Genomic DNA, 20,137 nt, shown 5'->3' with positions numbered 1-20,137 from the left:
CAAATTGAACCGTTTTTATTTTAAAGATTTTATCACAAAATCCGAATCCCCTGCCACAGAGCATACACCCCAAGCACAAACAGCACGACCGAGATGACATGACCAAAGACTTCTTGAGAGAGTCTGTTACGCATCTTTGAACCCAAATAGACAAACAGCATAGAAATCACAATCACGATTCCAAGCATGGTCATCTGCTTTTGGCTAAATGCCATGATGAGCGGAGTCAAGGTAAATAGCTGAATGACTTTGGTAATCAAAATACTCATGTTATTGACAATCACCATCTCATGCTTGGTGCGGTCTGTGCCGATAAGATAAATCATCAAAAACGCCACAATGGCATTGGTAACACCGCCGATGACCCCAACCAAAAACCCCGCCACCGCCATTGTTTTTTTATCTCTTTTAAAGGTAATTCTAAACCTGCTGTATTGGGTAATAATATAGACAATGAGCGTCAGACCCAAAAAGATTTTTAGATAACCATCAGGAAACAGCAGAAGTAGTCGCACCCCAACCAAGCCACCCAAAAAACTCATCACAAACAGCCAAAAGTACTCTTTACTGTATTTGATAATGTTGGCAACAATACCTCCACCCGTGCGAAGCATGATGAGATTTAGGATGATACACGGCACAATAACCATCGCCACCGCAATTTTAAGTGGATAAAAATTGGCAATAATCGCGGTGCCAACAATGGGATAGCCAAATCCTGCCACACCATGCAACAACGCCCCAAGTACAAAAAAAACAATGATAATCCAATCATTATTATCAAATTGTGATAGCATGAACTGCCCTTATTCCAAATCATAAAAACGTGGGCAATTATCGCAAACTTTATCCAAAAAGTAATATGCACGATAAGTCATTGCTTATTCCAAAAACGAAAAACACCGCATAAAGCGGTGCTTTCAAGCCTTTTTGTATGAGTTTAGGCAGGTTTATTTTCTTCATGCAGTCTTGCATTTAGCTCATCAATAACAAGCGACCAAACTGCATCTAGCTTCCATTCTTCACGAATAAACATACTTTGTTGCTCATCTAAAAATGGGGCATCTGCCAATGTCACATTCTCAGGCAGTTGATTGTTTTTGATAAAAGCATCGATCTCGCTATCCGAGTTTGGCAAACCAAGCTGGGCAAATAGGTCATTCATGGTGTGTTCGGCATTGTCTAACATGGTATTCTCCAAAGTAAATAAATGAATGGTAAGTCCTTAAACTTGTTTTTAATTCTAACAAAATTTGGGCTTGATATTGTGTGTTTTATGTGCTGATTTTTATATAAATGTAAAAAGCAGAACTACACCAACGCCGACAAGATATTGCCGCCCACAATGCGAATGCCCATTTCCAAGAGTGCCAACGCCAAAATGGCAACCAACGTCGAAAAGTCAAGCATGCCCAGATTGGGCGTGATTTTGCGAAATGGGGCGACAATCGGCTCTGCCATCTGCATGATCAGCTCCATGAGTGGATGCATGACCTGAAACAGCATGATGACCCAGCTTAGAATGACCGACGCAAACACGATATACTGAAACATATCAATGAGCGAGAGTATCGCCGTCAAACTGCCACTAAAAAACAATACAAGCGGGGTCATGGGCTTACCCAAAATACTCGCCATGCCTGCAATCTTGATAAAGGTCAAAAGGAGCATCAGCACCACCGCCGATGTACTAAATCGCCCCTTACCCAAATCAGGAAAAATCCGCCCAAACAGCGTAACCACTGCCGAGAGCATGTAGGTAACTTTGGCATAAGGGTGCTTGGGGTCAATCTCAGCGAACTGAAACATAAACCTTAAGAAACAAATGATTAAGGCAAAATTGACAACGACATTAAAAATAATGGTAATCGGTTCATTCATAAGTGGTAGTTTCTATCATCGGTCATTGTTAAAATGATGTGGGTAAATCATTATGGGGTTAAGTTTTAGAGTAACTATTTTTAAAATTAGGTAGTAGTCTAAAAAGTATGCTGAACTAGTTTTCCGTTCGCTCTGAGCCTGCCTGCGGGTAGGAAAACCGTTATGGGCAGGCATAGCTCGCCACGAACGGTTTTCTTTGTAGCATACTTTTTGAACCAGAGCCTAAAATTAATATAAATTGTAAGGTGTGATACGCACTGTTTTGGTTAATTTATCAATAAATTTCAATCATTTATCATCAAATAACGCACCCAGCTCCACACTTCTGTCATAACACGCCACCATCGCTCGCCCAAACGCACCGCCCACGTCATCACGCTCCAACGAAGCCAATGCCTGTGCGGTCGTTCCGCCTTTTGATGTTACGCTCATACGCAGTGCCTGTGGGTCGCCATCTTTGGCAAGTAGTCCTGCCCCTATCATGCTCTGCACCGCCAAACGATGAGCATCATCGGCAACGAGTCCCATCTCTATCGCTTGGGCAGTCATGTGTTCTAGCACATAAAAAAAGTACGCAGGGGCAGAGCCCGCCACCGCCGTTACAGCGTGCAGTTTGGTCTCATCGTCCACCCATACCGCCAAGCCACAGCTTGTCATGACCGCTTCGCACACATCCTTATCGGACGGGCTTGCCGTCTTGTCGGCATACAGCCCTGTCGCCCCTGCACCCACCGCAGACGGTAGGTTTGGCATGGCACGCACCACACGCCCACAGCCTAAGGCTCGTTGGAGTGTCACGCATGGCACGCCTGCCAGCACCGACAAGACGAGCTTGTCCGCCAAATATGGGGCAAGGCTTGGGGCAACGTCCATCAGCACTTGGGGCTTGATAGCAAGCACTACCACGTCCGCCTTTGTTATCAACTCATGGGCGGTGTCAGGCGTGGTGGTTAATACGCCTTGACTGGCGAACCGCTCTCGCTTGTCGACATTTTTGTCTGATACACCAACGGTTAAGGTCAAATCATGGCAATCTTTGGCGGTCAATAACCCCCCAATCATCGCTCCTGCCATGTTACCGCCACCGATGAATATCACTGTTTTATTTTGTAATGCGTGAAAGTCCGTCATGTTGCCCTGCCACTGCCCTTTAAAATTCTAACCAATCCGCCATTTTACATGAAATGCCCTAATTGTGCAAAAATTTCATGTCCTATCCACCACAAGCAACGTCCGCCCCCACCGCCCATCATCAAACACCCCACGCAAGGCGTAAAACATAGCACTGTCAGTCAGCCACCACTTATCCATGCTCATCACAAGTACCATCTCATCATGAACATACAGCCCCCACAGATTGGCACGGTGCCATGTGGGAACGCTTAGGCACTGGTAGAGTTTTTTACCGCCAAGTTTGGTAAAGCCGATTTGGGTTTTGCCGTCCTTATCCACATACGGCTCATAAATCCGCAGCCGCTCATCACGGCTCACAGACTGAATATAAGCCGATTTATCCGCAAATAATTCACACAAACCATCATGAAAATCCATAAAAATGGCAAGTTTGGTATTTTGTTTTAGGATAATTTTAGATGAATTTAGGGCGATTTTGTCATCGCTCATCTCATCTTGTAATAACACAAACAGCTCATGATGATAGCGGTACAGGGTGTTTTTATAACGGCACAGCACCACCGCCCTGCCATTACCACCCACGTCATCGCCATCACCACCTTGCCAAAGAATCTGTGTACTATGGTCGCCATCAGTACGAGCGGTCAATGCTAGGGTATCGCTGACGGTCTGATAACTGGGCGGTAGGGGATTATCCGCTTGCACAAAAAACCGCACCACCGCCGACTGCTCATGTGCTGAGAGCAGGCGTAACGCATGAATGTCCAAACAGCCCACAAAAGGCGTGTGGGGCGTGGCAAGGATGCATTTTTTAACCAACTCAAACACCGTGTCACTGATGAGTGCGTGAGCGTCATTCATCAGATGAGCGGTGCGAGCGATGTTTTGGCGAACCTTTGGGTTTAGGGCGGTCAGGCGTGGCAAGATGTCGTTACGGATAAGACTGCGAGCATTGTCGGTCGTCTCATTGGTCGGGTCGTCCACATAGGGCAAGGCGTGGGCGTGGGCAAATGCGGTAATCTCATGGCGAGACACGCCAAGCAAGGGGCGATGTAGGTTCATTGTCCGCCCTTGTACGGTTTTGGTGTTCCATGCTCTCATGCCTGATAAGCCCTGCACGCCTGCCCCGTTGATGAGTCGCATAAGTACCGTCTCGGCTTGGTCATCGGCATGGTGCGCCACCAATAGCACGCCATCGTCCACCATCGCCCCCATGAGTGCCTGATAACGGGCGGTGCGTGCCGATGTTTCGGTTTTTTTGGCAAGCGTTAAAGGCAAAATTTGCCAGTCAAATCCATGCTCGTCTGCCCACGCTCCCACCAGTCTCGCCCAGTCGTCATTTGCCTGTTGTATGCCGTGATGAACGTGCAGGAGCGTGGGTAGCCTGTCCAATCTGCCCTGCTGATACAACAGATAACAGCCATACGCCAGAGCGAGCGAGTCTCGCCCACCACTACACGCCACATATAAAGGATAAGGCACGTCATTTAGGGCGGACAAGGCGGACAAAATGGGGCAAGCGGTCATCTTACACCGCCAAATCCGCCAAATCACCCTTACTTTCTAGCCACGCCTTGCGGTCGGACGCTCGTTTCTTTGCCAAAAGCATGTCCATAACGCTACTTGTCGAAGTAAAATCATCAATGTCAAGCTGTACCAAACGGCGAGTATCAGGGTTCATGGTCGTCTCACGCAAATGGTCGGGGTTCATCTCGCCCAAGCCCTTAAAGCGGGTGATTTGCGGCTTGCCTTTGGACTTGGTTTTTTTCAAGATGGCGTTCAATTCATCATCGTCCAAGGCATAATGCACGTCCTTGCCAATGTCAATGCGATACAGTGGGGGCATGGCGACAAACAAATGCCCTGCTTCCACAAGCGAACGAAAATGCTTGACAAACAACGCACAAATTAGCGTGGCAATGTGCAGCCCATCACTGTCTGCGTCCGCTAGAATACAGATTTTGTCATAGCGTAATTCTGATAAGTCATCAGACGCTGGGTCTACCCCTATGGCAATGGCAATGTCGTGTATCTCTTGGCTGGATAATACGGTATCGTGTGAAACCTCCCATGTGTTTAGGATTTTGCCGCGCAGGGGCAGTATCGCCTGAAAATGGCGGTCTCGGGCTTGTTTGGCTGACCCGCCTGCACTGTCGCCCTCCACCAAAAACAGCTCCGCTCCGTCCTTAAATTCGCCCTTACAATCGGCTAGTTTCCCTGGTAAGGCAGGACCTTGGGTGATTTTTTTGCGGGCGACTTTTTGGGCGGATTTGAGCCGTTTGCCTGCTTTACTGATGGCAAGCTCGGCTATGGCTTTGGCGGTGTCGGGGTGGGCGTTTAGCCACAGACTAAATGCGTCTTTGGCAAGGGTCTGCACGAGTGGGGACGCTTCACGGCTGGATAGGCGTTCTTTGGTTTGACCGCTAAACTGTGGCTCGGCAAATTTTAAGGACAAAATATAATTGACCCCGTCCCACACGTCATCGGCAGTTAGGCGGACGTTTCTGGGCAGTAGGCTATGAATTTCACAAAACTCACGTAGTGCGTCCGTAATGCCCGTGCGTAGCCCATTGACGTGCGTACCGCCTTGTGCGGTAGGGATAAGGTTTACATAGCTTTCGCAAATGGGCGTGCCTGATTCGGGTAGCCACGCTATGGCAAAAGTCGCCCCACCACGTTCGCCCCCTGTTGGTTCTTGGCTAAAATAAAATGGCTTATCAGGGATAATGGCAAGCTCGCCAAGCTGCTCGGTCAAATACTGCACCGCGCCATCTGTGTATTGCCAGCTTTCGCTGTCGGACGGTTCGGGCTCACTCACAAAGTCAATTTTTAGCCCTGCCGACAGCACGGCTTTGGCTTTTAGGTTGTGTTTTAACGATTTAATTGAGAATTTGGGATTGTCAAAATACTGCTCATCTACCCAAAATCGCACCTGTGTGCCACGTTTTTTCTTATTAGGGGACGGCTCGTGAGTTAGGGGCGTTGTCGGTACGCCATTCTCAAAATTCATCTGATACTGCGTGCCGTCTCGCCAAACGATGACTTCCACCCGTTTGGATAAAGCATTAACCACGCTGATACCCACACCATGCAGACCGCCACTGATGGCATAATTGTCCGTGCTAAATTTGCCCCCTGCGTGCAGGCGTGTCAAGATGAGCTCCACGCCCGACTGATTAAATTCAGGGTGAATGTCGGTAGGCATGCCCCGTCCGTCATCAAGTACCGACAGCGAGCCGTCAGCGTGCAGGGTAACAGTGATGTGCTTGGCGTGTCCTGCCAACGCTTCATCCACCGAGTTGTCAATGACTTCTGCCGCAAGGTGGTTGGGACGTGTGGTGTCAGTGTACATACCAGGGCGACGGCGGACGGGTTCTAGCCCTTCTAGGACTTCTAGGTTTTGGGTGGTGTAGTTGGTCATTGTGCTTTTATGAATGTTAAAAAGGGGTATTGTAACCGATTTTGGCAGATATTTAAATTTGATGATTAAAATTCTTACCAGTCAGCTAGCCCCAAAACTCTTCCTAAAACTTTGCGGACTGACACCAAAACGCGCCTTAAACTGCATTCGCAAATTGCTTGCCGTGCCAAAACCTGTCTTATCTGCGATGATTTCAATCGGCAAATCCGTGCTTTCCAAATAGTCTTGCACTTTTGCCAAACGCTTGGCGGTCAGCCACTGGCTCAAAGTCATTTGCGTGGCGGTTTTAAAATAGCGGTTAAAACTTCTTTTGGACAAATGCACCCTGTTTGCCAAATCGTCCAATTTATGATTGTCCGCCAAATTGTCGCTTAAAAATTGCAATAACTCATTGATTTTTTCGTCTTTGGCGTGGCTAATCGGGCTGATGGCATTAAATTGGGCTTGCCCGCCTTCTCGGTGTGGTGCGGAAACCAAATGTTTGGCAAGTTCATTAGCAACCTTCACCCCATGCAGCGTACGAATAAAATACAAGCAACAATCCAAGCCCGCAAACGCCCCTGCTGATGTCAAAATATTGCCGTCATCAATATAAAGCCGATTGCTGTCTAGTTGAATATGCGGGAATTTTTCTTTAAATGCCCGCTCGCCTGCCCAATGGGTTACCACCGTTTTGCCCTGCAAAATATCAGCAAAAGCAAGCACAAAAGTGCCATAACACAGCCCGATGATTTTTTGCCCTGTGCGTGGGCGGTTTGCAGTTTTTGGCAGAGTTTGGCATTTGGCACATCGCCCACAAAGCCACTAATGACAATGATGTCCGCCGTGTCCAATAGCGACAAATCGACAGTTCCGCAATTTTTGCCCCAAATTCGCTTAAAATCGCCTTGCCATTGTCGCTACATACCGCAAAATCAAACAGCTTTTGCCCTTGATAAGTGGCTTGAAACAGCGAAAAAGGAATATTAAAAACAAAATCGTTACAGCCGTTTTGGGCGTAAAGGACTAGGGTTGGGGGAGTACATTTATTCATTATCATTAACTTCTACTTGATTAACAATAAAAGCCATAAAAGTTTTGTATTTTGTTTCAGAGAAATCATTTTTAAAAATAAAATCAAAAAAATGAATTAACTATAAATCGCAATATATCAAATAGAAAAATTGTCATATAGAAAAATATAACAATAAAAATCATAAAAATAGAGATAAAATAAAAATTTATAATTAACTGTGCGAACACAACTTCTGGATTATCTGGTTTTAGTAAATTGATTAGCATAACAGCTGACATTGATAAAAATGCACAATCAATCCAATAATTCTTGGTTTTGCATCAGTTTGATAAGTGAATTTCCTCCAATTAAATTTATAAATTGTTGGATAGCCATCTCTATATTTTTTCCAATCTTCAAATTTTTTTAAAGTTTCAATAGTTGCATAATTTTTACCCAAATTTCTTATCATCCAGTCATTTCTCACTTCGTAAATTGAAGAGAACTCACAAGAATATTTTTTATTATGATGATTTATAATACTTTTCTCATTATATTTTAAAATTGAAAAATATAATATCATTGTTATAAAGTATATTATAATGGAATAAAAATTTATATTATTAAATTCTTGTGATTTTTTATAAAAATCCAAAATTGATAACACAATAAAAATAAAAAAATTGGTATCAAAAACCAATATTTCTTTTCTGAATTTCTTAAAGAAAATAGGTTTGCGTAAAAATCGTTAATTAACTGCAATGTTTTATTTTTATAATAATAAACAGCTTTCTTGGTTGGAGAATGTTTTTTTGGCAAAAGCAATATTGATTGAGGTTGTTCGTATTTATTAAAAATCATATTTTTAAAATTTTTCATAAAAAACCTGCTTTAAAAGCTATATTTTACCAGCATCAATCATAACATAAATTTTAAATTTTGGCAAAATCCTTGTGTTGATTGGCAATATTGCCTATTTTAGCATAAGGTAAAAATCATTAAAATACGCCCATTATTTAGCCAAACTAGGAAAACCCTATGAAAACCGCCCTACTTATCATTGATGTGCAAAACGAATATTTTGCGTCCGCAGGCGGCAAATTTGACCAATTTAATGTGGACACCATCGCCCAAAACATCGCAGGTACGCCAAAACTGCCGAGCAAAACGGAGAGCTTGTCATTGGCGTTCAGCATTTAATGGCAAAAGATTATCCGCTGTTTGCCGAAGGCTCACACGGTGCAAAACTGCATTCATCGGTTGCGGGCATTTTGGCAGATAAGCCTTTGGTGCAAAAGAGACACGTCGACAGTTTTTTAAACACCAATTTGCTTGAAATCTTGCAAGAAAACGGCACCCAGCAAGTGGACATTTGTGGCATTATGACCCAAAACTGCGTAACCCACACCGCACTTTCTCCCCTTGCCAAAGACTATAAAATCCGTGTATTATCAAATCTTTGCACCGCACCGACCGAGCTGATTCATCAAATCGCACTTGGGGCGTTGGCGAATAGAGCGTGGATTGAGGTGGTTTAAATTTGATAAAAAAACACCGTTTAATATTTGAAATTAAACGGTGTTTTTATATTCAGGCTGCCTGAATTTTCCCCAAAACAAACTCCACAAACACCCGCACAATCGCAGACGGATACCGCTGTGAAGCATAGAGCATAAACAAATCATAATTGGGCTTTTTAAGTTCTGGCAAAATTTCCACCACACGCTTATCTTTTATCCACTCATTTGCCGTACAATCAGAAATTTGCCCAATCGCCTGCCCCTCTAAAACCATATATTCCACCGCAGAAGCATCATTGCTGGCAAACAAAAACGGCAAGGCGATTTTCTCTTTATTCATTTGAATGACGACTTCGTTTTCGCCATTTTTTGCCCAAGTGGCAATGGGGAAATTTTTCAGCTCTTTCAAGGTGCTTGGCGTACCAAAACGAGCCAATAACTCGGGGTGAGCTACCCATTTTGTGCCGAGCGTGGCGACTTTTTTGGCGATAAAATGCTCGCCGTGCAAATTGCCAATCCTAAACACCACGTCAATGCCATCAAGACTTAAATCCAAAATGCGTTCAGTCATCGTGGCGTGAATTTACACATTGGGGAATTTTTGCCCAAATTCGCTAACCCACGCCAGCACAGGTTCGCATTTGGGTGGTGCGGAAATCCGCAAAATGCCTTTTAAATTTTGCTCATCATCAAACAACACTTGCTTGGCATTCAGCAAATTATCAATGGACAAATCCACTTCCTCATAGAGTTTTTGTGCCGCCATTGTTGGTTTAACGCCTGATTTTTGGCGGTCAAAGAGTTGATTTGTAAGGATTTTTCCAGCTCGGCAATTTGACGGCTAATGGTGGCAATCGGCACGCCCAATTTTTCAGCCGTTTTGGAGAGACTGCCGTGTTTAATCACGGAGACAAATAGGGATAAGGCGTTTAGGTTTATTGGTTTCGTAGAAATAGGTCTAAATTATGAGTCTGACTTTGCAAAACATATTGTACTGGCTTACCTTGTTTAACAATAATATTTTCATCAATCAAACGATTAAGCCAAGATTTAATTTGGGAGCTAGAAACATTTAATAATTCAGCCAGCTCTTTTTCTTTTTTGGGTTCTTGTAAATTTTGTTCAATCAGTTTTTTAACTAATAAAAATAACTCTTGTTCTGGAGATAAATCAAAATTCGTCTGTGTTATTGATTTTTCGTTAGCAGTTAAATGTATTTGTGGTTTTGGCGTATTTGTATTTGTTGCAAAATTACCATTAAAAATATCTAAAAATAATTGTGTATTGCTTGGATTACTCCACCACAACGCCCCTTTATTCACCAAGGCATTTAACCCTGCATTTTCAGTACCAGTTGAACGGACATAAATCGGAATTTGCTTGTATTTGTCTAATTGTTCAACGGCACCTGCCCAAGTTCCCCCTTTATTTAAATCAGAATTAATAACCAAACCAATGTCCGAAAGTGCATAAATATATTTATTGCGTTGCATTGCATTGCCGACCATAAAACGAGATTTAGGGTCGCACGCAGAAATCAGTACCAAACGATTTTCTTGTAATGCGGAGCGATTTGCAGCATTCAAAGCCACCTTCTCCAAACTGTCTGCCAATACACCACAAACAACACCGCCAACCTGTAAAGCTCCTTGCATTGCCGTCAAATCCGCCCCTTTTGCTCCGCCAGAGATAACCATTTTGCCAGATTGTGCGGCTAAGTGAGCAATATTTTGCGTATAAGCAATCAATTCATTGTCAATATTGCGAGAGCCTACAATCGCTATCCCACCTAAATTGAGCAAATTAACATCGCCACAACCATATAATATCGGCGGAGCTTGCTCTCCTAAACGAGTTTTCAAACGACTTGGATAAGTTTTATCTGCACGACTGATGACCCAAATATTACGAGAATACCAATAATCAAGAGTTTGGCTTAATAAAAAACCTCTTTGTAATAATTGCTGGATTCGCTCATATTCTAATTTTCCATAATCAGCTAAAATATTACTTAACTCTTCACCCAGTAAATCCGCAGGCTGTTTATGATTATTTTTTAAATAAACAGCCAACTGATGATATTCTTTATTGCTTAATAATTTCACATCATTTTGACTTTTTCCCAATAATAGTGGTGCGGTTAAAAGCAACATGGCCTTGGTATTATCTGAAACAAACATTTCTTATTCACCTTGATTGCTGGTTTGAGAAAGTACAAGTGGGAATATTGCACCACTACCATTAGATTTTAAAAGGTAGCTACATATGGTTAAAGTCCAGCGAGAATCCACCATATCATCAATCAACAAAACGGGTTCTGACAATGGATTATTGCTCAATTGAAATACGCCATCTAAATTATGGGCTTGAATATTGGCTATTTTGCATCATTTTTTGAGGTTCAGTTTCTTTGATTTTTTGGATAATTGGCATAAATGGTACCCCTAATTTTATTGCCAACCGCTCAGCAAAATCAGGCACCAATGCAGGGTGCCTCAAAGACGGTACGCAAGTTACCCAAGTTGGTTTTGGATTGGGTTGCCAACGTTCAATCATTTCACAACAGGCATTCACCAATTCATCTGCAAAATGATTATCTTGATATTTTCCTTGTCTGACCAATTTACCGCAGCCAGCATCGCCCCAAATGGATAAGGCACGCCCTTCTTCCGCTTGAAAATCTGGATTGATATTGCCTTTTTGCGAAAATTGTGTTGAACCGCCTGTTGCCCATTTCTTTCTAGGTTCAATAATCACATTGCTTCTGTGCAAAAAATAACTGGCTTTCTGAATAAGAGTTGGGTGAATAAAAGTTGGTAATGGCGGTAATTGAGGGGGTATAATTTGCTGTGTATCACCATCAAGTGCATTTACCAAAAATGCCATATGCTGACCAAATGGTAAATCAACATAATTTTTCATTTGTTGATGTTCATTTTTTCTTAATTCTGTAAGGCGATTAACCCTTTGCCAAAAATCACTAGATAATGTGGCGGAAGTTAATTGCCATTTCGTACCTTGCTTAACCAAAGGTGCTGGTGATTCTAATGATAAGATTTTTAATGCTTTGCTAATTCTACCTTGACTTAAATTGATTTTATTTTGCAATTCATTTAATGATAATCCATTTGGTGATTGTTGCAAGACATTTAAAATTTGATCGACTTCATTTTGCTTTGGGAAAGCACTGTCAATAAAAAACGCACTGATTTCATCATCTTCTATACCGCTCAATAATACACCATAAGCGTGTGATAATGCTCTTCCTGCTCGTCCAACTTGTTGATAATAAGCAACAACAGAATTTGGCATTTGATAATGAATGACAAATCAGGTTTATCATACCCCATTCCCAAAGCAGTTGTGGCAACCAATGCTTTGACTTGATTGTTGAGTAACTTATCTTCCAGTTCAATCCTTTTATCGCCACTTTCGCCTGTATAGGCTTCTACATCAAAACCTTGTAATTTTAGCCAGTCAGTAACTTGATTGGCGTCTCTTACTGTTAAAGTATAAATAATGCCACTACCTTGTAAATGAGGGAGTTGTTCAGCCAGCCACGCCAAACGCTCAATTTGACTAGGCAATTTAATGGTCTGTAAGGTTAATGACGGACGATTTAAGTCTCCTCTTGAAACTTCAATATTGGGTCCTAAAATGGCAATAAGGTCGTCCATTACACGCTGATTGGCGGTTGCTGTGGTTGCTAAAACACGCAAATTGGGCGGTAAGTATTTAATAATTCGTTCAATTAGGCGATAATCAGGGCGAAAATCGTGCCCCCAATCTGAAATACAGTGTGCTTCATCAATAACCAATAAACCAATATTCCCAGCAATTTGACTCAAAACATTATTGATAAAGTTCTGATTTGCCAATCGTTCAGGTGAGATTAAGACGATATCCACCCGACCTGAAATAATCTCTTGTTCTATTTGCTTCCAATCATCGGTATTTTCCGAATTGATACTTACCGCCCTTAAGCCCATTCTTTTTGCTGCCGCAATTTGGTTACGCATTAACGCCAATAATGGCGAAATAAGTAGCGTAATGCCAGCACCTGATTCTCTTAATAATTGTGTTGCAATAAAATAGACAAAACTTTTTCCCCCAACCTGTTTTTTGTACCACTAACAGTCTTTGTGTATTGGTAACAAGATGAGCAATTGCCTCCTCTTGTCCATCACGAAATTGAGCATTTGGATTGTTTGAACCTTGTCTTAATAATTCAAGAGCACGACCTGGATTAAAATGTATCATATTTTATTCCTTGGTTGGGATTTTGAATATTATAGATTTTTTTGACAATTTTTTCAAATGCCAACTTTCCATTTTTAAAAACCCACTTTCCAAAAATCGCCATGCTTTTATCAAGTCTAAAATTTTATAATATGCCCATTCCATTAAAACCAAAGAGAAATATTATGAAAAAATTCAAAACCACCACCATTGCCCTGACCTTTTCCGCTTTGGCATTGGCACTGTCTGCTTGCCAAATCACCCCATCAAGCCAAACCACCACCCAAAGTGCCAACACCGCCATAGACCAAGCCATCAGAGCCAACAGCAAGGCAAGCACCCAGCACACAAAGCAAATGGCAACTGCCAATAAACTCAATCACATCAGCTATGCCAATGTCGCTTATGACAACATCAACGAACGCCAAAAAAATGGACATTTATTTACCCAAAAATCATCGGGGTAATGTCCCTGTCGTGTTGTACCTTCACGGTGGCGGATTTATCACAGGCGACAAACTGGAAGTCATGGGCGGTTCGCACAAAAAATGTAGAAGAAATGATAAAACGCCTGCTTGACAATGGTTATGCGGTGGTGTCGGTGGGTTATCGCTTTTTGCCCGATGCCTTGCTTGACGAAATCAGCAATAATGTAACAAAAGCCTTTGAATTTGTGCGTAAAAATAGCAAACAATACGGCTTGGAAAGCAATCGCATTACGGTAATGGGCGAAAGTGCGGGCGGACATTTGGCACAATGGCTTGCCGTAACGCAGGGCAAACACATTAAGGCGAGCTTGCCCTATGATGGTTCTGCCGATTTTGTCAATATGACCGCCACCACCAAAGCCCAGCCCCAATGCGAAGCGACAAATTAGGCAAATGTGATACAAGCCGACATTCCCTAAGATTTTGATTTGAGTGCCTATGCCGTTGGCGAAAAATACGGCTCGCCTGCCTTTATCAAAAAAGCCACCGCATTAAGCCCCATTTATCGGGTTTCCAAAGACACGCCACCGACTTTAATGTTTCACGGCAACAATGATTGTGTGGTGGCTCACGAACAATCGGTTCGCTATTTGAAAAAATGCAAGCATATCAAATTCCTAGCGAACTGGTTATCCTAGAAGGCGAAGGACACGCCACGCCCAAATTTTGGACAACACCCGCCTATCAAGAAAAAGTGTTGGCGTTTTTAAAAACCTATTTGTGATGAATTGAAAGAGAAAGCACCCCAAAGGTTAGTGTGTGAGTGGCGAGCTTTGGGGTGGGGTTCAATTCTCACTTGGACGGCATTTTAAAAACACTTTTAAATACCACCTTAACGCAAACTATGCAAAAAGTGCATATGGCGATGATATTGGCTTACGATATCATTGATGACCCCTTCACTGCTCCACCCCATGATATCATAGTCTTGTCCGCCTTCGCCCAAATGCACTTCGGCACGGTAGTAGGTCTGGGTGTCGTCATCGTTTGTGGTACCTGTGTCGTCATCGCTATGGACAAAGTCAGGCTGTGCATGGCTTGACAGGCGTACCTTATAGACAAAGTCAATCTCACTGCCGTGATTGGCAAGTAGCACCACACTGCCTGATTTTTCATTTAAGACCTTAGCGTCCACGCCCAAGCCCCGTAGCTCTTTTGCCACATCTTCACACGCCTCTTTGACGGTGGTGTCAATAAAACGGCTCACCGCAGAGCGACTTGGGAAGTTCATGATGACGTGCAGTCTTTCACGCCATACGCCACCGCCTTGAGCAGGTAGTGGCACGCTTAGGTTTTGTTGTAGGATTTCTTGCTTTTGGGCGTCCACGTTCAGAGCCTTTAACAGCCCATACATCGCAATCATCAGCACTGTTACAAAGGGTAAGGCACTGGCGATTGCCATGGTTTGCAACGCCCCAAGACCGCCTGCCAGTAGCAAAGCAATCGCCACCACGCCTGACCCGACTGACCAAAACAGACGATAACGCACCCCACGACTGCCTTTGCCGTGCGAGCAAAGCATATCCATGACGAGTGCCCCAGAGTCGGCAGACGTGATAAAAAACACGATAATCATGGCAAGGGCAACATAGCTAAACAGCCCCGACATGGGAAACTCTTCTAAAAAGGCAAATAAGGACAGCGATACGTCTTTGTTAATAACTTCGCCGAGCATGGTGTTGCCTTGATTTAAAATCATGTCAATGGCGGAGTTGCCAAACACCGTCATCCACAAAAACGTAAAGCCAGCAGGGACAAATAGCACCCCAAGCACAAACTCACGAATGGTACGTCCACGAGACACACGAGCGATAAATAGACCGACAAACGGAGCCCAACTAAGCCACCAACCCCAATACAAAATCGTCCAACCGCCAAACCAATCGGTCTTGTCATAGGCATATAGGTTAAAGGTCAAGCCAACAATGTTTGAGATGTACGAGCCGACATTTTGCACGTACGCTTGGAGCAAAAATACGGTAGAGCCGCCCAATAGCACAAAGAGCAGTAGAACCACTGCCAAGCCTAGATTAAGCTCGGATAGCATTTTTACGCCCTTATCCAGTCCCGACATCACCGAGACAGTCGCCAACGCACAGATGATGGCAATCAGCACCACTTGGCTTGCTGTCCCCACAGGGATGAACGAGAATATATGATTAAGCCCCGTATTGACCTGCAACGCCCCATAACCTAGGGAAGTCGCCAAACCAAACAGCGTCCCCACCACCGCAAACACGTCCACCGCATGACCGATAGGGCCAAAAATCTTATCACCGATAAGCGGATATAATGCCGAACGCAACGTCAAGGGCAGGTTATGCCGATAGGCAAAAAACGCCAAAATCAGAGCCACCACCGCATACACCGCCCAAGCGTGCAAGCCCCAATGGAAAAAGGTCAGTCGCATGGCTTGGCGAGCAGCGTCCACCGTGCTACCGTCTCCGTGTGGCGGATTTAAAAAGTGCATGACAGGTTCTGCCACACCAAAGAACATCAGTCCAATGCCCATACCTGCCGAAAACAGCATGGCAAACCACGAAAAATTACTATAATCAGGGCGAGAATGGTCAGGGCCAAGCTTGATGTTACCGAGTTTGGATAAGCCCAAATACACGCTAAACAGCAAAATAATCGCCACCGTCAGCACATAGTACCAACTGGCATTATTCACAATCGCTGATTGCACCGCCTTAAAGGTCTTGTCTGCAAGTTCAGGCAATAAAATGGCAAACAAACTGATAAAGGCAATCAGCCCTGCCGATGTCAAGAACACAGGCGGATTTAGTCCGTGCTTGTGTTTTTTGGGTACAGGCGTACTCATATTACACTCCTATTGTCAATGGTAGTGCAATAAAATATGGATAAACGCCTAAATGATTAAAAACGATTGATAAACACACCAATCCTATTCATATTTGATTGCACCAATGGGGTTAATTTTGAGCAACATTTGCACAAATTTGTTAATATTCAAAGGATTGTAACATAATTTAGCCAAAAAATAAAATTTGGTTGGGGTTTTGCAGGCTTTTTATGGTGTCAATAAACATCTTTAAAAAGTGTGCTGGTATAGGTAGGTATTGTCAAGGGAAGGATGGCAAATGTGCGTCAAAAGCATACATGACAAGCCTGCCAAGCAGTTTGTAATTTAGGCAGGCTGTAAATACAAGAACTCCTGTTGCGAGCGGTTTATTTGGATTGGTGTGCTTGTACCCACCCCACAACACGTCCCACCTGCTCTTTATAATCACTCATTCTATGATCGCCCCCGTCTTGGGCGACAACGTCCGCCCCACAACTTTTAAAAAATGCTTGGGTGGCGTGAGCGTCTAATAGCTCATCACCCATTTTGAGTAGGACTTTGATTTTTTGGGGATTTTTGGCGGTCAAATGGTGCTTTTCAAACCACGCCAAATCACCATAGCAAATCTGCCAGCCCCCTGTTGTGGTGTAGATGACGGTGTCGTCCGTGAGCGTTTGTCCGTCAAAATTATCTGTTAAAAATCTCTGAAAGCTGACATCAGGGCGTATGCTCGGGTTTAGCAGTACCGCAGGCGTGCCTGTCATGTCGGATAAGAGTGTGGCAAAATATCCACCCAACGATGAGCCAACAAGCACGGCATTGGGGTTTTCTTTGATTAAACTCAATAGCTTAGCTACCACGTCATCAGGCGGACAGTTCAAATCAGGGCGTAGGGTGTCTATGCCAAGCCCTTTGGCGTGGTTGGCGGTGATGACGGCTTTATTAGCATTGGGGTCGGAGTCGAGTCCGTGCAGGTAGATGATGGTCATGGTTGTTGTGGGTTGTCAAATGGGTGTTATAAGAGTATCGCAAAATGGTGCGATGGGCGATTATCTGTAAAAACCTCACCCGTTATTTACACTTTGTTTAAAATAAAACTCTAACCATTCATAAGGCGTAAAAGTCAAAGTTTTTCCTGTAATCTCATCTTTTTTGGTTAAAGATGAATGTGGTCTAACAGTGTTATAGAAATTAAGAAATCTGGTTAATTCTTGCTTTCTATGTTCACTGCTGACAAACTCATGTTGATGATGCCAAAGCTCTATTAATGTTCGTATCTCCTGTTCAGCTTTGCCATTGGTTTGTGGTCTGCCTACTTTGGTAAATTTTTGGTTGATGTGGTTATCATAACATACTTTGACAAATTCATGCTGTGTTGTGCCTTTAAATTCAGTGCCATTGTCAGAGTAAATAACATCAATTTGGTAAGGACAAGGTTCTATCACTTGCTCTACCAGAAACTGTGCTGCACCAAAGGCTGTTTTGTCAGGCAGTATGGCAGCATACAGTTCACAAGAATAGTCATCTACGGCAACAAACAGATATTCTCTAGGACTGTTTGTACTTTGTCCTTTAAGTAAAGGTAAGCGTTTGGCATCTACATGAACCATCTCACCAAAATAGGACTTGTTGTATCGCTTGGCTTGCCTTTTGAGTTTGTCTTGAATGGATTTTTCAACCTTAGCCAAGCGTTTAATGCCATACTTGGCTTGTTTAAAGCGATTATTGGTACTGGTTTGAGGCTTAAGGAGTTTAATGCGAGCAAGTTTTAAGACCTTGTAAATGGTAGGTCTTGATACTTTGTACTCGAGTGCCAGTGAAGTCACTGATTGCTTGTTCTTATGGTAAGCAGTTCAAATGGCTTTCCTATGGTGGGGAAGCAGTCTTGTGTTTTTGTGTATGTTCATTTGCAGTATTTTACCTTAATACTGTAAATAACGGGGGTTTATTTTACAGTTTATCTGATAAATAAATCAAACGCCATTGTATCAATTTTTATCAAGTTTCGCTATAATTAATACTCCTGCCTGACATTTGCCCTTTTTATTAGCCACACTCGCCTGCCATGCAAAACGAACTTTTTATGATAGACAACCCCTGCATTGGCGTGTGTACCATGAACAAAAAGGGCTACTGCATGGGTTGTTTTAGAAATCGCACCGAACGCCAAACATGGCACATCATCAGCGATGGCGAGCGAGCCAAGATTTTAAAAAACCTTGGCAGACGACGTCGCAACATCAACGCCCTACTTCGCCACAAACAACGCCAAACCTCAGTCAATTATGAGTTTGATTTTTATGGGCAGTTTGAGCAGTTAAGTTTTGATTTTTAAATCAGTATCGCCCTGTGGTTTTTATTTACCTTTTTTTATTTATCTTTCTTAATTTGCCTTTTTGCCTTTATCATTTATCATGGCAAATAAAGAGTAGGCACGCCCTATTTACCCATTTATTTGCCAAGCTTATTTGCCAACGTCATACACGCTTCATAACGTCTATTGACATTGGTGGCGTACCAGTTGGTGTTTTTGTCCTGTTTCATCTTTGTACTGCTAATCACGACCTGTGGCATGATGGCATAGGTGGGGTCTTTTTTATATTTGGCTTTAAACAGCTCGCTAACCCCTTGATACGTGGCGGTTTGCTCAAAACTTGCTTTTTTCTCTTTTTTCAAATCACTTCTGATTTGGGCGGGGGTGAGCGGTGTTTTGGCGGTGGCGAGCAGGTTGATGAGTGCCGTCTCGGTTTGCGATTTGGCACTGCTCACCGTGCCATTGGCATATAACAGCAAATCGCCATCAATGTCAAGGCTGATTCCTGTTAGGCTTGCCACACGTTTTTGAAAAGCGGAATTTCGACTTGAATACACGCCAGAGTTGTAGTCAGCAAAGCGATACAACGGCTTATCATAGTCCGCCTGATACATCATTAAGCGATGAATGCCGTAGTACAGACCGCCATACTGCCCATACATGTCAGCACGCAGGGTGCGGTCGTTCATGTTGGCTCGGCGGTGGCGTTTGGCGTAGTTGACATGCACCTGCATGGAGCCTAAGGTGGTGATGGGGTTTAGGCGTTCATCAAGGCTCTCACCTGTGAGCTTGGTGAGATTGTTCACGCCACTGACTTTATAGGTGCTGGCAAAGTAGTCAAACATCTGTTGGTACAGCTCGTCCAGCTCTTTTTCGGTTTTTACCTTTTTGATTTGGCTCTCAAAGCTGTTATCCTTGGTCGGGCGAGTGGCGAGCATGGTGCGAAACACGCCAGCGAGCTGTTTACCCAGTTTGTCTTCTAGCTTATCATCGATGGCACGTAAGGACGCTTGCCCGAGATTGGCAACGGCAGGATTGGCGTGAAAGTTGGACTCTTGGTCGATGACCGCAACCACGGTGCAGATGTTCTCTTTGTCCTTATGCAGTTTTAGCTCGTCAAATATCGCCCCGATGTCGCTTGCCCAACTTGCCTTGTCCTGTGAGCGGTTGGGTAGCACTTTGGCAATCTCATCATCTGACAAGATGGGCGTGTCGGGCGTCTCTTGGGTGCAGGCGGTCAGCAGGATGGCACCGCCAAACAGAGCGATGTATAAGGACAGATTTTTTAACAGTGGATTTTTCATAAAGTGATAAAAAAACAATGACAAGCCAAAAAAACG

Annotated in this window: 28 protein-coding genes; 8 read left to right on the top strand and 20 right to left on the bottom strand. The window is 43.6% G+C overall.

Translation table 11 applies throughout. From position 1 onward, the window contains the following. Positions 1 to 32 precede the first annotated feature (32 nt). From LP107_RS02730 to LP107_RS02690, 9 genes are all read right to left on the bottom strand, one after another. Positions 33 to 797 (bottom strand): sulfite exporter TauE/SafE family protein, encoded by a 765-nt coding sequence (locus LP107_RS02730; protein ID WP_115368629.1) that lies wholly within the window; start codon positions 795 to 797, stop codon positions 33 to 35. A gap of 143 nt (positions 798 to 940) precedes the next feature. Next, positions 941 to 1,189, bottom strand: coding sequence for a DUF2789 family protein (locus LP107_RS02725; protein ID WP_078273421.1), 249 nt, complete (start codon positions 1,187 to 1,189; stop codon positions 941 to 943). A 122-nt stretch (positions 1,190 to 1,311) separates the two neighbouring features. Next, a complete protein-coding gene (locus LP107_RS02720; RefSeq protein ID WP_228157765.1) occupies positions 1,312 to 1,809 on the bottom strand; it encodes a YggT family protein in 498 nt (165 codons plus the stop codon). A 360-nt stretch (positions 1,810 to 2,169) separates the two neighbouring features. Then, positions 2,170 to 3,012 carry a pyrroline-5-carboxylate reductase gene (proC, locus tag LP107_RS02715; RefSeq protein WP_078273423.1) on the bottom strand — a complete coding sequence of 281 codons (843 nt, stop codon included), beginning with the start codon at positions 3,010 to 3,012 and terminating at the stop codon, positions 2,170 to 2,172. Positions 3,013 to 3,087: 75 nt separating this feature from the next. Beyond that, entirely contained in the window at positions 3,088 to 4,542 is a 1,455-nt protein-coding gene (gene tilS / locus LP107_RS02710) for a tRNA lysidine(34) synthetase TilS (RefSeq protein ID WP_264675966.1), read from the bottom strand. A 1-nt stretch (position 4,543) separates the two neighbouring features. Further along, a complete protein-coding gene (gene parE / locus LP107_RS02705) occupies positions 4,544 to 6,436 on the bottom strand; it encodes a DNA topoisomerase IV subunit B (RefSeq protein ID WP_112741831.1) in 1,893 nt (630 codons plus the stop codon). A gap of 81 nt (positions 6,437 to 6,517) precedes the next feature. Next, on the bottom strand, positions 6,518 to 7,141 hold the full coding sequence (locus LP107_RS02700; RefSeq protein ID WP_162860341.1) for a GlxA family transcriptional regulator: 624 nt from the start codon (positions 7,139 to 7,141) through the stop codon (positions 6,518 to 6,520). Then, positions 7,125 to 7,475 (bottom strand): hypothetical protein, encoded by a 351-nt coding sequence (locus tag LP107_RS02695; protein ID WP_264675967.1) that lies wholly within the window; start codon positions 7,473 to 7,475, stop codon positions 7,125 to 7,127. Before LP107_RS02695 ends, LP107_RS02700 begins: the two co-directional genes overlap by 17 nt. A gap of 570 nt (positions 7,476 to 8,045) precedes the next feature. Beyond that, positions 8,046 to 8,309 (bottom strand): hypothetical protein, encoded by a 264-nt coding sequence (locus LP107_RS02690; RefSeq protein WP_112741828.1) that lies wholly within the window; start codon positions 8,307 to 8,309, stop codon positions 8,046 to 8,048. 159 nt (positions 8,310 to 8,468) lie between these two features. Between LP107_RS02690 and LP107_RS02685 the strand changes: the two genes are divergently transcribed. Both LP107_RS02685 and LP107_RS02680 read left to right on the top strand, forming a co-directional pair. Further along, on the top strand, positions 8,469 to 8,630 hold the full coding sequence (locus LP107_RS02685) for a hypothetical protein (RefSeq protein ID WP_158079600.1): 162 nt from the start codon (positions 8,469 to 8,471) through the stop codon (positions 8,628 to 8,630). After that, positions 8,630 to 8,968 (top strand): cysteine hydrolase family protein, encoded by a 339-nt coding sequence (locus LP107_RS02680; protein WP_264675968.1) that lies wholly within the window; start codon positions 8,630 to 8,632, stop codon positions 8,966 to 8,968. Before LP107_RS02685 ends, LP107_RS02680 begins: the two co-directional genes overlap by 1 nt. A gap of 52 nt (positions 8,969 to 9,020) precedes the next feature. On the opposite strand, the gene LP107_RS02675 is transcribed toward LP107_RS02680, so the two are convergent. The 7 genes from LP107_RS02675 to LP107_RS02650 all read right to left on the bottom strand — a co-directional run bounded on the left by LP107_RS02675 (position 9,021) and on the right by LP107_RS02650 (position 13,210). Next, entirely contained in the window at positions 9,021 to 9,521 is a 501-nt protein-coding gene (locus tag LP107_RS02675) for a LysR substrate-binding domain-containing protein (RefSeq protein ID WP_208624072.1), read from the bottom strand. 12 nt (positions 9,522 to 9,533) lie between these two features. Beyond that, positions 9,534 to 9,716 carry a hypothetical protein gene (locus tag LP107_RS02670; protein WP_208624114.1) on the bottom strand — a complete coding sequence of 61 codons (183 nt, stop codon included), beginning with the start codon at positions 9,714 to 9,716 and terminating at the stop codon, positions 9,534 to 9,536. Continuing rightward, on the bottom strand, positions 9,662 to 9,856 hold the full coding sequence (locus LP107_RS14425) for a helix-turn-helix domain-containing protein (RefSeq protein WP_208624071.1): 195 nt from the start codon (positions 9,854 to 9,856) through the stop codon (positions 9,662 to 9,664). The genes LP107_RS02670 and LP107_RS14425 overlap by 55 nt, the downstream gene beginning before the upstream one ends. 29 nt (positions 9,857 to 9,885) lie before the next feature. Beyond that, on the bottom strand, positions 9,886 to 11,130 hold the full coding sequence (locus tag LP107_RS02665) for a DNA-processing protein DprA (protein ID WP_112741826.1): 1,245 nt from the start codon (positions 11,128 to 11,130) through the stop codon (positions 9,886 to 9,888). Between the two features lie 178 nt (positions 11,131 to 11,308). Further along, entirely contained in the window at positions 11,309 to 12,262 is a 954-nt protein-coding gene (locus LP107_RS02660) for a hypothetical protein (RefSeq protein ID WP_228157764.1), read from the bottom strand. Continuing rightward, positions 12,181 to 13,002 carry a DEAD/DEAH box helicase gene (locus LP107_RS02655; protein ID WP_264676345.1) on the bottom strand — a complete coding sequence of 274 codons (822 nt, stop codon included), beginning with the start codon at positions 13,000 to 13,002 and terminating at the stop codon, positions 12,181 to 12,183. The genes LP107_RS02660 and LP107_RS02655 overlap by 82 nt, the downstream gene beginning before the upstream one ends. Then, positions 12,962 to 13,210: a hypothetical protein gene (locus LP107_RS02650; RefSeq protein ID WP_228157763.1), complete on the bottom strand. Its 249-nt coding sequence runs from the start codon at positions 13,208 to 13,210 to the stop codon at positions 12,962 to 12,964. The genes LP107_RS02655 and LP107_RS02650 overlap by 41 nt, the downstream gene beginning before the upstream one ends. A 164-nt stretch (positions 13,211 to 13,374) precedes the next feature. Here LP107_RS02650 and LP107_RS02645 point away from each other — a divergent pair, with 164 nt between their 5' ends. From LP107_RS02645 to LP107_RS02630, 5 genes are read left to right on the top strand one after another with little or no spacing between them, the layout of a single operon-like run. Continuing rightward, positions 13,375 to 13,656, top strand: a complete 282-nt coding sequence (locus LP107_RS02645) for a hypothetical protein (RefSeq protein ID WP_078273430.1) — start codon at positions 13,375 to 13,377, stop codon at positions 13,654 to 13,656. After that, positions 13,580 to 13,768 (top strand): alpha/beta hydrolase, encoded by a 189-nt coding sequence (locus LP107_RS14420; RefSeq protein ID WP_112741824.1) that lies wholly within the window; start codon positions 13,580 to 13,582, stop codon positions 13,766 to 13,768. The genes LP107_RS02645 and LP107_RS14420 overlap by 77 nt, the downstream gene beginning before the upstream one ends. Continuing rightward, positions 13,749 to 14,066 carry an alpha/beta hydrolase fold domain-containing protein gene (locus LP107_RS02640; RefSeq protein WP_410173925.1) on the top strand — a complete coding sequence of 106 codons (318 nt, stop codon included), beginning with the start codon at positions 13,749 to 13,751 and terminating at the stop codon, positions 14,064 to 14,066. Before LP107_RS14420 ends, LP107_RS02640 begins: the two co-directional genes overlap by 20 nt. A 39-nt stretch (positions 14,067 to 14,105) precedes the next feature. After that, entirely contained in the window at positions 14,106 to 14,315 is a 210-nt protein-coding gene (locus tag LP107_RS02635) for a hypothetical protein (RefSeq protein WP_112741823.1), read from the top strand. Beyond that, positions 14,276 to 14,401 carry a hypothetical protein gene (locus tag LP107_RS02630; protein ID WP_264675969.1) on the top strand — a complete coding sequence of 42 codons (126 nt, stop codon included), beginning with the start codon at positions 14,276 to 14,278 and terminating at the stop codon, positions 14,399 to 14,401. The genes LP107_RS02635 and LP107_RS02630 overlap by 40 nt, the downstream gene beginning before the upstream one ends. Positions 14,402 to 14,509: 108 nt before the next feature. On the opposite strand, the gene LP107_RS02625 is transcribed toward LP107_RS02630, so the two are convergent. From LP107_RS02625 to LP107_RS02615, 3 genes are all read right to left on the bottom strand, one after another. Then, positions 14,510 to 16,501: a BCCT family transporter gene (locus LP107_RS02625; protein WP_112741822.1), complete on the bottom strand. Its 1,992-nt coding sequence runs from the start codon at positions 16,499 to 16,501 to the stop codon at positions 14,510 to 14,512. A gap of 368 nt (positions 16,502 to 16,869) precedes the next feature. Beyond that, positions 16,870 to 17,472 carry a YqiA/YcfP family alpha/beta fold hydrolase gene (locus tag LP107_RS02620; protein ID WP_112741821.1) on the bottom strand — a complete coding sequence of 201 codons (603 nt, stop codon included), beginning with the start codon at positions 17,470 to 17,472 and terminating at the stop codon, positions 16,870 to 16,872. Positions 17,473 to 17,547: 75 nt separating this feature from the next. Then, on the bottom strand, positions 17,548 to 18,309 hold the full coding sequence (locus LP107_RS02615) for an integrase core domain-containing protein (RefSeq protein WP_208624034.1): 762 nt from the start codon (positions 18,307 to 18,309) through the stop codon (positions 17,548 to 17,550). Between the two features lie 257 nt (positions 18,310 to 18,566). On the opposite strand from LP107_RS02615, the gene LP107_RS02610 reads away from it, so the two are divergent. Continuing rightward, positions 18,567 to 18,818 (top strand): DUF1289 domain-containing protein, encoded by a 252-nt coding sequence (locus LP107_RS02610; RefSeq protein ID WP_208624070.1) that lies wholly within the window; start codon positions 18,567 to 18,569, stop codon positions 18,816 to 18,818. A 116-nt stretch (positions 18,819 to 18,934) separates the two neighbouring features. On the opposite strand, the gene LP107_RS02605 is transcribed toward LP107_RS02610, so the two are convergent. Further along, entirely contained in the window at positions 18,935 to 20,101 is a 1,167-nt protein-coding gene (locus tag LP107_RS02605; protein ID WP_078275180.1) for a DUF1615 family protein, read from the bottom strand. Positions 20,102 to 20,137: the final 36 nt, after the last annotated feature.

Origin of the sequence: Moraxella bovis (genome assembly GCF_025985205.1) — a bacterium.
GTDB lineage: Bacteria > Pseudomonadota > Gammaproteobacteria > Pseudomonadales > Moraxellaceae > Moraxella > Moraxella bovis.
The sequence above is the reverse complement of the archived record's forward strand: the minus strand, read 5'-3'. Positions and strand labels throughout refer to the sequence as shown.

Coding starts and splice junctions, on each gene's coding strand:
- LP107_RS02730 (WP_115368629.1), bottom strand. CDS start 797: ATGCTATCACAATTTGATAATAATGATTGGATTATCATTGTTTTTTTT.
- LP107_RS02725 (WP_078273421.1), bottom strand. CDS start 1,189: ATGTTAGACAATGCCGAACACACCATGAATGACCTATTTGCCCAGCTT.
- LP107_RS02720 (WP_228157765.1), bottom strand. CDS start 1,809: ATGTTTCAGTTCGCTGAGATTGACCCCAAGCACCCTTATGCCAAAGTT.
- proC (WP_078273423.1), bottom strand. CDS start 3,012: ATGACGGACTTTCACGCATTACAAAATAAAACAGTGATATTCATCGGT.
- tilS (WP_264675966.1), bottom strand. CDS start 4,542: ATGACCGCTTGCCCCATTTTGTCCGCCTTGTCCGCCCTAAATGACGTG.
- parE (WP_112741831.1), bottom strand. CDS start 6,436: ATGACCAACTACACCACCCAAAACCTAGAAGTCCTAGAAGGGCTAGAA.
- LP107_RS02695 (WP_264675967.1), bottom strand. CDS start 7,475: ATGATAATGAATAAATGTACTCCCCCAACCCTAGTCCTTTACGCCCAA.
- LP107_RS02690 (WP_112741828.1), bottom strand. CDS start 8,309: ATGAAAAATTTTAAAAATATGATTTTTAATAAATACGAACAACCTCAA.
- LP107_RS02685 (WP_158079600.1), top strand. CDS start 8,469: ATGAAAACCGCCCTACTTATCATTGATGTGCAAAACGAATATTTTGCG.
- LP107_RS02680 (WP_264675968.1), top strand. CDS start 8,630: ATGGCAAAAGATTATCCGCTGTTTGCCGAAGGCTCACACGGTGCAAAA.
- LP107_RS02675 (WP_208624072.1), bottom strand. CDS start 9,521: ATGACTGAACGCATTTTGGATTTAAGTCTTGATGGCATTGACGTGGTG.
- LP107_RS02670 (WP_208624114.1), bottom strand. CDS start 9,716: ATGGCGGCACAAAAACTCTATGAGGAAGTGGATTTGTCCATTGATAAT.
- LP107_RS02665 (WP_112741826.1), bottom strand. CDS start 11,130: ATGTTTGTTTCAGATAATACCAAGGCCATGTTGCTTTTAACCGCACCA.
- LP107_RS02660 (WP_228157764.1), bottom strand. CDS start 12,262: ATGCCAAATTCTGTTGTTGCTTATTATCAACAAGTTGGACGAGCAGGA.
- LP107_RS02650 (WP_228157763.1), bottom strand. CDS start 13,210: ATGATACATTTTAATCCAGGTCGTGCTCTTGAATTATTAAGACAAGGT.
- LP107_RS02645 (WP_078273430.1), top strand. CDS start 13,375: ATGAAAAAATTCAAAACCACCACCATTGCCCTGACCTTTTCCGCTTTG.
- LP107_RS14420 (WP_112741824.1), top strand. CDS start 13,580: ATGCCAATGTCGCTTATGACAACATCAACGAACGCCAAAAAAATGGAC.
- LP107_RS02640 (WP_410173925.1), top strand. CDS start 13,749: ATGATAAAACGCCTGCTTGACAATGGTTATGCGGTGGTGTCGGTGGGT.
- LP107_RS02630 (WP_264675969.1), top strand. CDS start 14,276: ATGCAAGCATATCAAATTCCTAGCGAACTGGTTATCCTAGAAGGCGAA.
- LP107_RS02625 (WP_112741822.1), bottom strand. CDS start 16,501: ATGAGTACGCCTGTACCCAAAAAACACAAGCACGGACTAAATCCGCCT.
- LP107_RS02620 (WP_112741821.1), bottom strand. CDS start 17,472: ATGACCATCATCTACCTGCACGGACTCGACTCCGACCCCAATGCTAAT.
- LP107_RS02610 (WP_208624070.1), top strand. CDS start 18,567: ATGATAGACAACCCCTGCATTGGCGTGTGTACCATGAACAAAAAGGGC.
- LP107_RS02605 (WP_078275180.1), bottom strand. CDS start 20,101: ATGAAAAATCCACTGTTAAAAAATCTGTCCTTATACATCGCTCTGTTT.